The following is a 14,468-nucleotide window of genomic DNA, read 5'->3' as shown; positions in this document are numbered from 1 at the left end:
AAGTGGTATCTACTTACGCTGCAAGGCTTTTTTGCTGCGGTGCGGCGGGTCGGGTCTGGTTGCGACCGTGCGCTTTTGCGGCATAGAGCGCGCTGTCAGCATTGCTGATCAGGTCGTTCGAGGTCGTCAGCGATGATGGCACGAGGCAGGCTGCGCCGACGCTGATCGTGGTCGTGGTCATGCCGTCACGCTCGAGCGCACCCACTTCGGTGCGAATCCGTTCGCCGAGTTCGACGGCCTCGGCAAGAGCGAGGCCCGGCAGGATCAGCGCGAATTCCTCGCCGCCATAGCGGGCCGCGCAGTCGCTGGCGCGCTTGGCATGGCGGGCGATGCTCCAGGCGATGCCGCACAGCACGAGGTCGCCTGCCTGATGGCCGAAACTGTCGTTGAACACCTTGAAATGGTCGGCGTCGATCATCAGCAGCGAGATCGGTCTGCGGTTGCGCTGGGCGCGCTGCCATTCCTTTTCCAGCACCACGTCGAAATGACGCCGGTTGGCGAGGCCGGTGAGGCCGTCGGTCATGGCGAGGCGTGCCATCCTCTCTTCCATCTCGCTGCGCTTGCCCATCTCGCGCGCCAGGATCAGCATCAGCGCGCAGGCGATCAGACCGAGCGCGCCCATGGCGCCGCCGATCTGCAGCGCTTCCTTGCGCCACTGGCCATAGATCACGTCGGTGGACCGCCCCACCATTACGATCAGCGGATGCGAGCCTTCACGCCAGACAAAAAGACGCCGCACGCCGTCAATAGCGGAATCGCCGATATAGGAGCCGGAGAAATAGGCCAGCGCTTTCTGTACGCCCGGGACCGGGCTGAGATCGCGGCCGACGATCTCCATGTCGAACGGGGCGCGCATGATCAGCACGCCGTCCTGCCGGATGACGGTGATCAGGTCGTCCGGCTCTAGCTGCAGGCGATCGGCGATCTCGTGGAAATAGCTGTAGCGGATGAAGCCGGAGACGACGCCCAGAAAAGTCCCGTCGCGCGCGGCGATGCGGCGGCTCAGCACGATGCCGTAACTGCCCTGATGCAGCATCGGCCTGGAGATATAGAGGCCGAACAGCGGATCCCGCATGTGCACCTTGAAGAACTCGTCATCGGCGAAATTCTCCGGCTTCGGATCCAGCGTCGACGAATCCAGCGTCACATTGCCGGCCACATCCATCACCTGGATGGCGCCGAAATGGCGCGCGGTGGCGGCGTGGTCGAACAGGATCAATTGTCGCATCGGTCGCGAGATCTCGACCAGCTCCGGCTCGGTCATGTTGGCGACCACATTGCGCAGCGACAGATCGTAAAGTTCCACATTGCGGGCGATATCGGCATCGATGCTGGAGGCGAGGTTGCCGAGCGTCTGGTGCGCCAGCTTCTCGTCGCCGCGCCGCATGCTCATCAACACACTGCCGCAGATCGCGGTGAATCCGACAACGACGATCGCCGCAGCGGCCAGCAGCCAGCGCGGAGAAATCCGGCGAGTCGTTTCGGTGGCATTGCGGGCGAACATGGCTTCGTCGATCAAAAGGACTGCGTTGCAATCACCGATGCATAGCATCGCAACCGGTAATTCTTTGACAGCTACGCGACGATCAACAGTTTGGTTTCGCCGTTTTGCGACGGACGGTTAATGGAGAGTGAAGAAAATTCGCAGGGTTTGGCCGCGAATACGCGACATGAAATATGGGCGTGCCGCGCGGGCACGCCCATAGGATCGGTGGGGGCCAGGAAAGCCGTTTTCCGGCGTCACTGCATGGCGCCGGCCACCATGATGTCGCGGCCGGAGCGATATGCGGTGTCGTCGCAGGTCAGCGCCACGGCGATGTCGGCGATGCCTTCGGTCGTGTGGTTGCGCGCGGCGGGCAAAGCGACGAACTGCCGGTTGCGCACGTTGCCGTCGAGCACGTCGATGGCGGCGGGTTCCTCCGGGCCGAGCATCCCGGGCGCGATGGTGCTGACGCGGACATTGCGCGTGCCATAGGCGCGCGACAACCCGCGGGTCATGGCATCGATGGCGGCATCCGCGCCGGGGTCTGGCAGTGATGCGGGCGCTGTCGGAATGCCATCGAGCGCCGAGAGGTTGATGATGCTGCCGCCGTCCATGCCGAACATCCGCACCGCCTCCTGGCACAGCAGCATGGCGCCGAACACCTTGAGCTCGCGCTGCCGGCGCTGCTCGTCCTCGCACACCACATCTTCCACCGCGCTCCGCGCGAAAGCGCCGTTGTTGACGAGAATGTCGAGCCGGCCGAAGGTCGCCGCGATTTCCTCATAGAGCCGCCGCACGTCCGGCCAGCGGGCGGTGTCGCCTTGCACGGCGATGGCCTGGCCGCCGCGCCACACGATTTCGGCGACCACGCGCGCCGCGCCGCGGGGATCATCTGTGTGATGCACGATCACTGCCGCGCCTTCCGCGCCGAAGCGCCGCGCAATGCCCGCGCCGATGCCGTCCGCGGCGCCGGTCACGAGCGCAACTTTTCCTGCCAGTCTGGTCATGGCATGTCCTTGAATTGGGATGATGTCTGTCTTGGTCGTCAGTCGTGTGCATAGATTTGGGTGGAATCGATCCGGGCGTTATCGCGCCGACAACTGTCTGGACGCGCAAGGCGGGGAATTCGACCCGATACCCGTATGGCCTGGCAGATCCGAGGCCCGCGGGCGGCTCGCCGATCTGCTCTGTGGCTGGTGATCTTATCGCAAATGCAGGCACGCCTGCGTTAGCGCGATCCTGCATCTGTTTTGCACGATCCTGCAAAAGTGATCGCGCAGCCATTTCCCGGCCACGGCACTGCACCTAGATAGACCTCGGCATAAAAGGCCTGCCGCCTGAGGGGTTTGCGTGTGACCGAGACGATTCGTGAGATTGCCGACATCATTGCCCGTTACGCCGCCAATGGCAGCGATTATGCCGCGGGCATGAAGAGCCTGTTCCTGAAGCGTCAGGCCGAGCCGACGCAATTCGTGCATACCGCGCAGTGGCCGTGTTTCGGCCTCGTGGTGCAGGGCGCCAAGCGGCTGCAACTGGGCACCGAGACCTACAACTACGCCGCCGGCGATTATGTGCTGGTGTCGCTCGACCTGCCCATGTCGTCCTGCATCGTCGAGGCCTCCGAGGCGGAGCCGCATCTGGGCATGGGCCTCGCCATCGATCCGCAGCATCTCAAGGACGTGCTCGGCCGGTTCGGCCAGGGATTCGGCAACGGCCATGCCCATGCGCCGGCGCATCCCGCCGTGCCGGAGCGCGGCGTGGTCGTCGCCAAAGCCTCCGCCGATCTGCTCGACGCCACCTTGCGGCTGCTGCGCCTGCTCGACCGGCCGCAGGACATTCCGGTGATGGCGCCGCTGCTGGAGCAGGAGGTGCTGTATCGCCTGCTCGTCGGCCCTTACGGCGCGCGGCTGCGGCAGATCGCGCTGGCCGAAAGCCCGAGCAACAAGGTCGCCAAGGCGATTTCCTGGCTGCGCAGCAACTATGCCAGCCCGCTCCGCATCGAGGATCTCGCCGACCGCGTCGGCATGAGCGAGTCCTCGCTGCATCACAATTTCAAGACCGTCACCGCGATGACGCCGATGCAGTATCAGAAGCAGCTAAGACTGCACGAGGCGCGCCGCCTGATGCTGGTGGAGCGCCTCGATGTCGGCAGCGCCGGCTATGCGGTGGGCTATCAGAGCCCGTCCCAATTCTCCCGCGAATATGCCCGGCTCTACGGCCAGCCGCCGATCCGTGACGTCGGCAGCGCGCGCGGCCCCGTGCTCGGAGGCGAGGCGCGCATCGCGGGGTGAGTGACGTTGTCACGCTGACTCCTCGCGAGCCCCTCTTTTTCTTCCCCTCTCTCCCCGGCGGAGCGCAGCTTCGCGCGGTGGGAGAGGGTGCCTGGGCAGCCTCCGGCTGCCGTTCTTGAAAAGAGACGCCGATGCAACGCATCAGCTATGGCGCAGCGAAGGCGGGAGAAGGGGGACTTTCCGCACGCTCCGACTTCGCGTAACCCCTGTCTGGCCCTCTCCCGCCCAGCGTCGCGGAGGAGAGGGGATAAGAAAGAGGGAGCAAGCGCATCCATGATCTCTGCGGTGATCTTTGATTTCGGCGGGGTGATCACCTCCTCGCCCTTCGAGGCCTTTGCGCATTACGAGCAGAGCCACGGCCTGCCGAAGGACATCATCCGCCGCACCAATGCGGACAACCATTTCGAGAATGCCTGGGCGAAATTCGAGCGCGCCGAAATCGATCTCGCCACCTTCGACGCGCTGTTCGCTGCCGAGTCCAAAGCGCTCGGCGCCGAAGTGCCGGGCCGCGATGTGGTCAAGCTGCTGAAGGGCGAGATCCGCCCGGAGATGGTCGAGGCGCTGCGCCGCATCAAGGCGGCGTTCAAGACCGGCTGCATCACCAACAACCTGCCGGCCAATGCCATGGGCTCGACGGACGGCCGCGCGCTCTATGTGGCCGAGGTGATGGTGCTGTTCGATCACGTCATCGAGTCAGCCAAGATCGGCCTGCGCAAGCCCGATCCGCGCATCTATACGATGATGACCGATAAACTCGCGGTCGATCCGAAGACCTGCGTCTATCTCGATGACCTCGGCGTCAACCTCAAGCCCGCGCGCGAACTCGGCATGACCACGATCAAGGTGACCTCAGCCGCGCAGGCGCTGGCCGAGCTCGAAGCTGCGACGGGATTGAAGCTGGGGTAGGCGCTGGCGTCGCTCCTAAGCAACGACGCACCGGCAGTCATGCTCCCTCCCCCTTGTGGGGAGGGCGGGGTGGGGGGGCCGCAAGCTCCGGCGTTCGTGGCACCCCCACCCGGCGCTACGCGCCACCCTCCCCACAAGGGGGAGGGAAGCCATCAGCAGCATCCCACACACAAAAACAAACGGCGCGCTCATCGCGCGCCGCCTGATCACATCCTCACCCGATCAGATAATCGACCGGTCCACATGGCGCACCTCGCCGGTGCGCGCATCGATATCGACCTGAATCCACTTGCCATAATTGTCGCGGCCCTCGATCTCCCATTCATTGTCGTCGAAATGGGTGTTCTGCACCGTCACCACGCCGATCCCCGCGGCGATCGCCAGCGCGTCCTGCAGCGTCAGCGGGCCTGATGGGACCGGCACCATGGCCGCCCGTGGGGCGGGCTGGCGGACATAGACGTCGGCGGCTAACGCCGGCGCAGCCGAACCGATCGCGCCCGCCAGTGCCAGCGGAAGCAAGGCCTTCGAAAACACGGTTTTTTTCAAAATCTGTTGCATCGAAATCTCCTCATCTGTCCCACGCGCCGCATGCGGCGCAACCGGGTTAAGAACGATGCACGCTGCACTGCGTTCCGGGAGGAAATGAGGCGATGTTGTGGGAAGAGGGCGCTCGATCGCAGCGATACCCATCACCTTCCGGCCATGATGTCTCCTGTGATATCATCGTCTCCGATGAACCGCCCCGCCGGAGACGCGTCGACGGATACGCTGCACTATTCCGTCCTACGCGCTGCCCATAAGCGTGGGTTCAAATCGCAGCATCAGCAAATCGCGGCGCGCGATTCTCCAGATTGGCTCTAACTGCCTCAACCTGGTTGGTACTGCCGATCAGCGCGCGCTGTTCATTGGTCTCCGCTGTGAGGCCGGCGAGAGTGTCGCCCGCGACAGCCTGATTGAGCAGCCGTTTGGCGGCGCGGATCGCATTTGGGCTACGCCCTGCGATGTCGCGAGCTGTGACGAGCGCCTCGGCAAGAGGATTCGCGACCAATCGCGTGGCGAACCCGTAGGCGAGCGCTTCCTCTGCGGAAAAGATTCGCCCGGTGTATGTTAGTTCGCGGACCACGTCCTCCCGTGCAAGAGAGCGCATGAGTTGAGTCCCGGCCATGTCGGGCACCAAACCCCACTTGCTCTCGATGATGCCCAGCCGTGTCCCAGGCGCCACGTATCGCAAATCGGCACCGAGCGCGAGTTGGAAACCGCCTCCGAAGGCGGTGCCGTGGACTGCGGCGATCACCGGAACTGGCATCTCCCGCCAGATCCAGACGATGTGCTGGACAAAATTAGCGATGCCGTGCGTGCGCTTGGTGAGATCGGCGAATGGAAGAATGCTTTCGCCCTTCCCCGTTGCAATGATTCTCTCGACATCGAGCCCGGCACAAAAAGCCCGACCTTCGCCTGACAGCACCACTGCACGCAGGCTGGTATCCTCCTTGAGACGAGCGCCAGTGTCGGCGATGGCCTTGAACATGGCCGGATCAAGCGCGTTCATTTTATCCGCGCGATTGAGTCGAACGTCGGCGATGCCATCTGTCATCGACAGGCGAACGCGATTTTCCATGACACAATCTCCTTTACGTTTACGCCGGGCAGAGAACATTTTTTCGTCGCGCGGGTCGCACCGCAGCTCATGCAGGAGACAGTTGCGCGATGGATCGATGTGCGGCCTCGGAAAATCCCGAACGCCATGATGGATAAGCCGGTCGCCAGCCAAGTTCCGTCTTGGCCTTGGCGTTCGAGCCCGTACGCACCTGCGTCATCATCGAAACCAGATGCTTGCCCGCGACTATTCGGGCTATCCATGCCGGCAGATGATGCGGCCGTTTGGCACCCAGGATCTTGGCAAGCGTCGGAAGCCAATCCCTGACCTGAGCGGGGTCATCGTCCGTGATATTATAGATGCTGCCGGGCTTGCCGTGTTCGATTGCTTTGACAGTTGCCGCAGCTGCATCGTCGACATGCACGAACGACCACCATCCCATGCCGTCGCCAATCAACGGGACGCGCCGATGACGGACCTGCTCCAGCATTGCACGATCGAATATGCCCGTGCCGGGTCCGTAGAACGAGCCATAACGCAAAACGATACCCTCCGGCTGCACCGAGTCGGTGACGGCTCGCTCCAGATATTGAATCGCATGCAACGTTGTGCGGAGTTCGGCAGGCGGATCGGGATCCAGCGCATCAGTTTCGGTTTTGATCGCGCCGCCAATGCGCGCATAAGGCCAACCGCAGTAGCTCTGGGCGACAAAGCGTTTAACGCCGTTCGCCCGTGCGGCTGTCAGCAGGATGTCAGTTCCCTTTGTCCTCAATTCGTTACTGCTTGCGAACACCCGGTCGAAATGCCGGAGGTCGATCGTCCCGGCCAGATCGGTCATCTCGTGAACAACGGCATCCGGCCTCGTCGACGCGAGTGCCGCTTGTATCGCAGCAGCATCGAGGCCGTCAGCGATCACCGGCTCCGCGCCCATCTTTCTGATGAATTCGACCTTGGTGGCCGTGCGTGTCAGGCCTACGACCGAATGGCCTGCCGCAATCAGCGCGGAAACGAGCGGACGCCCCACAGCGCCGGTGGCGCCAGCAATGAAGATTTTCATGGCGGGTTCCTCCAGTTTCGCTAAGTTACCTACCCTAGAGTAGGTTGAACCAAACTAAACCGGTTATGCATGAAATCAAGACCTCGAAAGCGGCTTACGCTGGATCAGCGACGGACCAGAATTCTCGCCGCAGCAACTCGCATATTTGCCCGTAAGGGCTATGACGGCGCATCGATGAGCGGGATAGCGACGGCAGCTGGCATTACGAAGCCGGTGCTCTACGACCACTTCACGTCGAAGGACGCGCTGTTTGAGACGCTGCTGCGTTCGATCCGCGACGATTTGCTGGCGAAGGGTCATGCCATTGGACAGTCATCCCTCAGCGATGAGCTCAGGTTCCAGTTAGCGGTCGATACTTTCTTTGCATTCGTTGAAGGGCAGCCCGACGCAGCAAAAATCCTTCTGATCGTACCGCAAGGCAATCCTGTCACCGCCAAGCTGTCGCGTGTCGTACAGGGGGGAGCGACGGCTGCAATCTCGCAACTCCTGAAATCCTATCTTCCCGTCGGGGACGCCTGGCAACACGAAGCCGCTGGCGCGTTTCTCAAGGAAGGACTGCACGCCTTGGCAAAATGGTGGCTTCGCCATCCAGGCCCGAGTCGCGACGAAATCGTCGATCTTGTTATGAAGGTATGTTGGACGGGCTTTCGGGAGATCAAATATAGATCGAAAGTCGACAGCTAAATGGAGCTTTCGCCCAAACGCAAAAACGGCCGGATCTTGCGATCCGGCCGTTTTCAAATTTCAGTCCGCTCAAGGTGAGCGGCGGGTCAGGCTCAGGCCGCGACTGCTGCGGTTTCGGCCTTCTTCTTCTCGATGGCGCGCTTCAGCAGCACGGCCTTCTGCGACAGCTCGCTCTCGCGGGCCTTGATCAGATAGGCATCGAAGCCACCGCGGTGGTCGACCGACTTCACGGCATTCGCCGACACGCGCAGGCGCACGCCGCGGCCCAGCACGTCGGACAGGAAGGTCACATTGACCAGGTTCGGCAGAAACCGGCGCTTGGTCTTGATGTTCGAGTGGCTCACCTTGTGGCCCACCTGGGGGCCCTTCAGTGTCAGTTCACAGCGCCGAGACATGGCGAAAATCCTCTGTCATCCCCGCAGCTAAAAGGCGAAGAGCCCAAAGCCGGGCAGGGGTTCAAAATCACGTCCATTTCAGGAGTGGCGGACGTATAGGGGGCTTGGCCACGGCCGTCAAGATATCCGGCCAGCTAAAGTCGCGGCAAAACCGGCAAAGACCCCTGTCTTGGGCCGTTGTATAACCCGTCCTACGCGCGGAAACCACATGGAATTCAACGCGGTTCCCATCATATAAACGACGTATTCGGGCCGGAAACAGGTCCCTCCATCCCAATGAAGCGATGCGGCCCTGCGCCTTGAGCCGGGGATCGCCGACCAGGTGATATCAAAAAGTGAGCCTTCACACGCCCCGCTTTGTGACCCGACCGGTGACGACTGCGCGGGCGGCCGCGCCTGCAACACCGAGATTTGCGTGGCTTTTTGAGGTGCGCTTGGGCGCGCGGTTCGCCGTTGCCGCGGGCCTGATGCTGCCGGTTTTGACCGGCGAGGCCTCCGCACAGGCGCAAAGTCAGGCCCAGGCTCCGGTTCTGGCGCCCGCGCAGGCGGTGGTGCCCGGCGGCAAGCTGGAAGCCAAATATGAAGCCAGCCTCGCCGGCATCGCGGTCGGCAAGGGTGTCTGGTCCATCGACATCAATGAAGACCAGTATTCCGCGACGGCCAGTGGCGGCACTGCCGGTTTGCTGAAGGCGTTTTCCGGCGGGTCGGGCTCCGGCCAGTCCACCGGCCGCGTGGTTGCGGGTGCGCTGGTGCCGTCGACCTATAGTGCCACCACCACCTCCGCGAAGAAGTCCGAGACGATCAAGATGCTGATCACGCCGGGCTATGTGAAGGAGTTCTCCATCGAGCCGGAGCCGCCGCTCGATCCCGAGAAGATCGCGATCACCGATGCGCATCGGCGCAATGTGATCGATCCGATGACCGGCTCGCTGCTGCGCGTGCCCGGCACCGGAGAGTTGATGACGCCGGATAGTTGCCGCACCGGCACGTCGATCTTCGACGGCCGCATGCGCTACGATCTCAAGCTCGACTACAAGCGCATGGAAAGCGTGAAGGCCGAGAAGGGCTATCGTGGCCCCGCGATCGTCTGCGCCGTCTATTTCACGCCGATCGCCGGCTATGTGCCCGACCGCGCCGCCATCAAATATATTGCCGCCCAACGCAATATCGAAGTGACCCTGGTGCCGATCGCCGGAACCCGCGTGCTGGTGCCGTATCGCATGACGATCCCGACCCCGCTCGGCGTCGCCATGCTCGAAGCCACCGAATTCGTCACGTCAGCCGCGCCGTCGAAGGCCGTGGCCCGGACGAACTGAACCGAAATTAGCGCATCGACGGGTGGCGCCGGCGCTGCCGCAGGAAAGTCGCAAGACCAAGACAAAGTGCGCCATCGGAGCATCGTCGCAAACATGCCGCAGGATTTATGCAGGATTCCGGCTTGACTCCAAACGCCATCGGAGTCCGTGCGCTGTTCATAACTTGAGGGATTTGTCGGCCCTTGTTGCGCTGTCACAAACTTGATCTAGTCAGGCCCGGAGAATGTCAGCGCGAGATGTTGGGGTGATGCGGCCATGGAGGTGCCGAGTCACCGATTCGGGCCGCTTTCGTTCCGGACTCGTTCCAGACCATCCAAACACGCGGCTCTGAAGCGTCGCAGCCTGTGTCCGTCTTGACCGGCGGCGACGCGGAAATATCTGAAAAACATGGCCTTTTTGTCTTCTCCGCCCACGCTGTCGAACGGCAGGGCTCCCGGCGCCGGCGTTACCGCGGTGCTCGGCCCCACCAATACCGGCAAGACCCATCTCGCCATCGAGCGCATGCTTGCGCATTCGTCGGGGATCATCGGCCTCCCACTGCGCCTCCTCGCGCGCGAGGTCTATAACAAGATCGTCGATCGCGTCGGCCCCGAAGCCGTGGCGCTGATCACCGGCGAGGAAAAGATCAAGCCGGCGAAGCCGCGCTACTGGGTCTCCACCGTCGAGGCGATGCCGCGGGATCTCGACGTGTCGTTTCTGGCCGTCGATGAGATCCAGATCGCCGCAGATCTGGAGCGCGGCCACGTCTTTACTGATCGCATCCTGCATCGCCGCGGCCGCGACGAGACGCTGCTGCTCGGCGCCGCCACCATGCGCCCGATCATCGAGCGTTTGCTCCCCGGCGCCAGCATCGTGACGCGGCCGCGCCTGTCGCATCTGGAATTTGCCGGCGATCGCAAGATCACGCGGCAGCCGCGCAGGACAGCGATTGTCGCGTTTTCCGCCGACGAAGTTTATGCGATTGCCGAACTCATCAAGCGCCAGCATGGCGGTGCTGCGGTGGTGCTGGGCTCACTGTCGCCGCGCACCCGCAACGCGCAGGTCGCGATGTTCCAGAATGGCGACGTTGACTACCTGGTGGCAACCGACGCGGTCGGAATGGGCCTCAATCTCGACGTCGATCACGTGGCATTCGCCAGTGACCGCAAATATGACGGCTATCAATTCCGTCGCCTGACACCGTCGGAATTCGCGCAGATCGCCGGGCGCGCGGGCCGCGCCACGCGTAACGGTACCTTCGGCACCACCGGCCGCTGCGAACCGTTCGAGTCTGAATTGGTCAATCAGCTGCAGAACCACATCTTCGAGCCGGTGAAGGTGCTGCAGTGGCGCAATTCGAAGCTGGATTTCTCATCGATCGCGTCGCTGCAGGTGTCATTGGCTGAAACGCCGCGCCACGAGGCGCTGACCCGTGCGCCGATCGCCGAAGACCTGCGCGTGCTCGATCATGCCGTCCGTGACATCGATGTGCGCGAGATGGCGCAGGGCAAGGCCGCCGTCGAGAAATTGTGGGATGCCTGCCAGATCCCCGATTATCGCCGCATCGCGCCTGCCGCACACGCAGAGCTGGTAGTCACCATCTTCGACTTCCTGATGAAGCGCGGGCGCATCCCCGATGCCTGGTTTGGCACTCAAATCGCGCAAGCAGACCGAACCGATGGCGATATCGACACGTTATCGGGCCGAATCGCGCAAATCCGGACCTGGACATTCGTGGCAAATCGGCCTGATTGGCTCTCAGATCCTGATCATTGGCAGGGAATTTCGCGCGAATTGGAAAATAAACTGTCAGATGCCCTTCATGAAAGGCTCACTGAGCGTTTCGTTGATCGTCGTACCAGTGTATTGATGCGCCGCTTGCGGGAAAACACGATGCTGAATACTGAAATTGGTAAGACGGGCGAAGTGATCGTAGAGGGCCATGTGATTGGCCGTCTCGACGGATTTACATTTTTGCCCGATGCGGCCGAGGCTGGCTCGGATGCGAAGGCCTTGCAGGCGACGGCGCTGAAGGCGCTGGCCGGCGAGATCGACGCGCGCGCCGAGAAACTCGGCAACGCGCCGGACGATCAGTTCGTGCTCGCCTCCGACGGCACCATGCGCTGGACCGGCGATGCCGTGGCCCGTTTGGTCGCAGCCGATGACGTGCTGCATCCCCGTCTCCGCATCATCGCCGACGAGCGCCTCTCCGGCGCGCCGCGCGATGCGGTTCAGGCCCGCCTCGATCTCTGGCTGAAGACGCATATCGAAAAGCTGCTCGGGCCGCTGTTCGACCTGACCAAGGCCGAAGACATTACCGGTATCGCACGCGGTATCGCTTTCCAGCTCACCGAAGCGCTCGGCGTGCTGGAGCGGCAGAAGATCGCGACCGAGATGAAGGATCTCGATCAGCCGTCGCGTGCCGTGCTGCGGAAATACGGCGTGCGTTTCGGCGCCTATCACATCTATATTCCCGCTCTGCTGAAGCCTGCGGCGCGTTCGCTGGCCTCGCTGCTGTGGGCGCAGAAGCAGGACAATGTCGACATGTCGGCGCTGTCCAATGCGCAGCATCTCGCCGGCTCGGGCCGCACGTCCTTCCCGGTCGACAAGCTGCTCGATCGCGATGCCTATCGCGTGCTCGGCTATCGCCAGTGCGGCGAGCGCGCGGTGCGCGTCGATATTCTCGAACGTCTTGCCGATCTGATCCGTCCAGCGCTGGCCTGGCGGGAAGCCTCGCCGGGCGACAAGCCCGCCGGTGCCTTCGATGGCCGCCACTTCGTGGTGACGCAGGCGATGACCTCGCTCACCGGTTCCGCCGGCGAGGATTTCGCCTCGATCCTGCGTGCCCTGGGCTATCGCATGGAGAAGAAGGCGCCATTGCCGCCGGCGCCGCCAAAGCCGGTCGCTGCGACGACGCCGATCGAGCCCAAGATTGAGGACAAGACTGACGACAAGACGGCCGATCAACCCGATGCCCTGGTGGGACTTGCCGAGTCTGACAAGCCCGGTGAGGACAATGTCATTGCGGTCGAGGCTGCCGCTGAAGTGGCTGAGACCGCGCCGACCGAGACAGCCGCCGATGTAACTGCTGATGCAGCTCCGGTTGAAGAAGCCGCCGCCGTATCGTCGGCATCGCTGTTGCCCGAAGTCGCGCTGGTGCCCAGCACCGCGCCGGAAGCTGCGCCTGTCGAAGAGACGGCTTCCGTCGACGCGCAGCCAGAGTCCGCTGCGGCCGTTGCCGAGACCGGGACTGCTGCCGGGACCGAAGCCGCTGCAGTGTCGGATGCTGCTGCGCCTGCCGAGGGCGAAGCCGCTGCGGCTCCGGCCGTCGCTGCCGAGCCCGAACTGGTCGAGGTCTGGCGTCCGGGTGGTCGTTCAGAAGAGCGCCGTCCGCCGCGCCACGATCGCAACCGCCACCATCGCAACAGCAACGCCCCGCAGGGCGCGTCGCAGTCGGCTCCCGCCGAAGGCGCCGCAGCCGATGGCGCGCAGCGCGAGCGGCATGACCGCGGCGGTAATGATCGGGGTGGCCAGGGCCGCCGCGACCGCAACAATAACAACGAGTTCCGCCGTCCGCGCAGCGATGCGCCGGCCGCCGCGGCCTCTGCCGAAGGTGCGCCGAACCGTGGCAATCGCGGCAATCGCGGCAATCGTGACAACAAGCCGGGCGATGGTGGCCGTCCGCCGCGTGAGCGCGAACGCTTCCAGGGCAAGGGCAAAGGCCCCTTCAAGGGCGGCGACAAGGGTCGTGAGGGCCGTGGCAGTGATCGCGGTGGGGCAACCCGTCCGTTCGCCACATCGGCCGCACCGCGCGAACGGGACCGTCCGATCGATCCGAACTCCCCCTTCGCGAAACTCGCCGCGCTCAAGGAACAGCTCAGCGGCCGCAAGGATTGATGCAGGTCATGCAAGGCGGCTCCGTGCCGCCATTTGGTGGTGTGTCGATTGGAGCGCCAGCGTCTCGATAAATGGCTGTGGCACGCGCGGGTGGTCAAGGCCCGCACCAGTGCTGCTGCGCTGGTGGAAGGCGGCAAGGTTCGCATCAATGGCGAGCGCGAGAAGTCGCCGGGCCACGGCGTGAAGATCGGCGATGTCCTCACGGTGGCGCTGGATCGCACCATACGGGTGATGAAGGTCGAGGGTTTCTCGGAAAGGCGCGGCGATGCTACTGCGGCGCGCGTGCTCTATACCGATTTGCAACACCTCCCGGAGTAACTATCTAGGCCATATACCGCGTCCAATGATGGTTTCGTGGCAGGTTTTTCCCTTGGTCGAAATGCCCAGACCTATGCCGGCCGCATCACTTGCGGCAGCGGGGTGGGTGCGCTACGCAAACACTGAATATCGATCGTTTCCGGAGTTCTGGATGACTTACGTCGTCACCGACAATTGCATCAAATGTAAATACACCGACTGCGTCGAAGTGTGTCCCGTGGACTGCTTCTACGAGGGTGAAAACATGCTGGTCATCCATCCGGACGAATGCATCGATTGCGGCGTGTGCGAGCCGGAGTGTCCCGCTGACGCGATCAAGCCGGACACCGAAGGTGGCATCGAGAAGTGGCTGCAGATCAATCTGGAGCACGCCAAGACGTGGCCGAACATCACTCAGAAAAAAGAAGCGCCGGGCGACGCCAAGGAATTCGACGGCCAGGAAGGCAAATTCGAGAAATATTTCTCGGCCGCACCCGGTACCGGCGACTAAGCGACTCATTTTCTTTGCCGGTTACCGGCGCCACGCGAAATTTACCCTACCCCTG

General features: G+C 63.0%; 13 protein-coding genes. 7 read left to right on the top strand and 6 right to left on the bottom strand.

Annotated elements, in window-relative coordinates; all coding sequences use genetic code 11:
• Positions 1 to 13 precede the first annotated feature (13 nt).
• Together AC1RLZ_RS26895 and AC1RLZ_RS26890 are read right to left on the bottom strand one after the other, a co-directional pair.
• Entirely contained in the window at positions 14 to 1,519 is a 1,506-nt protein-coding gene (locus tag AC1RLZ_RS26895) for a sensor domain-containing diguanylate cyclase (RefSeq protein ID WP_493191116.1), read from the bottom strand.
• A 221-nt stretch (positions 1,520 to 1,740) separates the two neighbouring features.
• Positions 1,741 to 2,460, bottom strand: a complete 720-nt coding sequence (locus AC1RLZ_RS26890) for an SDR family NAD(P)-dependent oxidoreductase (protein ID WP_493191115.1) — start codon at positions 2,458 to 2,460, stop codon at positions 1,741 to 1,743.
• Positions 2,461 to 2,835: 375 nt separating this feature from the next.
• On the opposite strand from AC1RLZ_RS26890, the gene AC1RLZ_RS26885 reads away from it, so the two are divergent.
• On the top strand, positions 2,836 to 3,774 hold the full coding sequence (locus AC1RLZ_RS26885; protein WP_493191114.1) for an AraC family transcriptional regulator: 939 nt from the start codon (positions 2,836 to 2,838) through the stop codon (positions 3,772 to 3,774).
• A 273-nt stretch (positions 3,775 to 4,047) separates the two neighbouring features.
• Positions 4,048 to 4,680 carry an HAD-IA family hydrolase gene (locus AC1RLZ_RS26880; protein ID WP_493191113.1) on the top strand — a complete coding sequence of 211 codons (633 nt, stop codon included), beginning with the start codon at positions 4,048 to 4,050 and terminating at the stop codon, positions 4,678 to 4,680.
• A 222-nt stretch (positions 4,681 to 4,902) separates the two neighbouring features.
• Here the strand turns inward: AC1RLZ_RS26880 and AC1RLZ_RS26875 are convergent, their stop codons facing one another.
• From AC1RLZ_RS26875 to AC1RLZ_RS26865, 3 genes are all read right to left on the bottom strand, one after another.
• Entirely contained in the window at positions 4,903 to 5,370 is a 468-nt protein-coding gene (locus AC1RLZ_RS26875) for a PepSY domain-containing protein (protein ID WP_493191112.1), read from the bottom strand.
• Between the two features lie 118 nt (positions 5,371 to 5,488).
• Positions 5,489 to 6,298 (bottom strand): crotonase/enoyl-CoA hydratase family protein, encoded by an 810-nt coding sequence (locus tag AC1RLZ_RS26870; RefSeq protein ID WP_493191111.1) that lies wholly within the window; start codon positions 6,296 to 6,298, stop codon positions 5,489 to 5,491.
• 67 nt (positions 6,299 to 6,365) lie between these two features.
• Positions 6,366 to 7,334, bottom strand: coding sequence for an NAD-dependent epimerase/dehydratase family protein (locus tag AC1RLZ_RS26865; protein WP_493191110.1), 969 nt, complete (start codon positions 7,332 to 7,334; stop codon positions 6,366 to 6,368).
• A gap of 69 nt (positions 7,335 to 7,403) precedes the next feature.
• On the opposite strand from AC1RLZ_RS26865, the gene AC1RLZ_RS26860 reads away from it, so the two are divergent.
• Positions 7,404 to 8,018: a TetR/AcrR family transcriptional regulator gene (locus tag AC1RLZ_RS26860; RefSeq protein ID WP_493191109.1), complete on the top strand. Its 615-nt coding sequence runs from the start codon at positions 7,404 to 7,406 to the stop codon at positions 8,016 to 8,018.
• Positions 8,019 to 8,110: 92 nt separating this feature from the next.
• On the opposite strand, the gene rpmB is transcribed toward AC1RLZ_RS26860, so the two are convergent.
• Positions 8,111 to 8,413 carry a 50S ribosomal protein L28 gene (gene rpmB / locus AC1RLZ_RS26855; RefSeq protein WP_089267758.1) on the bottom strand — a complete coding sequence of 101 codons (303 nt, stop codon included), beginning with the start codon at positions 8,411 to 8,413 and terminating at the stop codon, positions 8,111 to 8,113.
• Positions 8,414 to 8,880: 467 nt separating this feature from the next.
• Here rpmB and AC1RLZ_RS26850 point away from each other — a divergent pair, with 467 nt between their 5' ends.
• The 4 genes from AC1RLZ_RS26850 to fdxA all read left to right on the top strand — a co-directional run bounded on the left by AC1RLZ_RS26850 (position 8,881) and on the right by fdxA (position 14,413).
• Positions 8,881 to 9,729 (top strand): DUF3108 domain-containing protein, encoded by an 849-nt coding sequence (locus AC1RLZ_RS26850; protein ID WP_493191135.1) that lies wholly within the window; start codon positions 8,881 to 8,883, stop codon positions 9,727 to 9,729.
• A 387-nt stretch (positions 9,730 to 10,116) separates the two neighbouring features.
• Entirely contained in the window at positions 10,117 to 13,605 is a 3,489-nt protein-coding gene (locus tag AC1RLZ_RS26845; RefSeq protein WP_493191108.1) for a helicase-related protein, read from the top strand.
• 48 nt (positions 13,606 to 13,653) lie between these two features.
• Positions 13,654 to 13,923 (top strand): RNA-binding S4 domain-containing protein, encoded by a 270-nt coding sequence (locus AC1RLZ_RS26840; RefSeq protein WP_493191107.1) that lies wholly within the window; start codon positions 13,654 to 13,656, stop codon positions 13,921 to 13,923.
• Between the two features lie 151 nt (positions 13,924 to 14,074).
• On the top strand, positions 14,075 to 14,413 hold the full coding sequence (gene fdxA, locus AC1RLZ_RS26835; RefSeq protein WP_493191106.1) for a ferredoxin FdxA: 339 nt from the start codon (positions 14,075 to 14,077) through the stop codon (positions 14,411 to 14,413).
• Positions 14,414 to 14,468 lie beyond the last annotated feature (55 nt).

The organism is Tardiphaga sp. GW822-FHT04G09 (assembly GCF_058800725.1).
The sequence above is the reverse complement of the archived record's forward strand: the minus strand, read 5'-3'. Positions and strand labels throughout refer to the sequence as shown.

Excerpts from the sequence above, each read along its gene's own strand:
- AC1RLZ_RS26880 (WP_493191113.1), top strand. The coding sequence starts at position 4,048 with ATGATCTCTGCGGTGATCTTTGATTTCGGCGGGGTGATCACCTCCTCG.
- AC1RLZ_RS26875 (WP_493191112.1), bottom strand. The coding sequence starts at position 5,370 with ATGGGTATCGCTGCGATCGAGCGCCCTCTTCCCACAACATCGCCTCAT.
- AC1RLZ_RS26870 (WP_493191111.1), bottom strand. The coding sequence starts at position 6,298 with ATGGAAAATCGCGTTCGCCTGTCGATGACAGATGGCATCGCCGACGTT.
- AC1RLZ_RS26865 (WP_493191110.1), bottom strand. The coding sequence starts at position 7,334 with ATGAAAATCTTCATTGCTGGCGCCACCGGCGCTGTGGGGCGTCCGCTC.
- AC1RLZ_RS26860 (WP_493191109.1), top strand. The coding sequence starts at position 7,404 with ATGAAATCAAGACCTCGAAAGCGGCTTACGCTGGATCAGCGACGGACC.
- rpmB (WP_089267758.1), bottom strand. The coding sequence starts at position 8,413 with ATGTCTCGGCGCTGTGAACTGACACTGAAGGGCCCCCAGGTGGGCCAC.
- AC1RLZ_RS26850 (WP_493191135.1), top strand. The coding sequence starts at position 8,881 with ATGCTGCCGGTTTTGACCGGCGAGGCCTCCGCACAGGCGCAAAGTCAG.
- AC1RLZ_RS26845 (WP_493191108.1), top strand. The coding sequence starts at position 10,117 with ATGGCCTTTTTGTCTTCTCCGCCCACGCTGTCGAACGGCAGGGCTCCC.
- fdxA (WP_493191106.1), top strand. The coding sequence starts at position 14,075 with ATGACTTACGTCGTCACCGACAATTGCATCAAATGTAAATACACCGAC.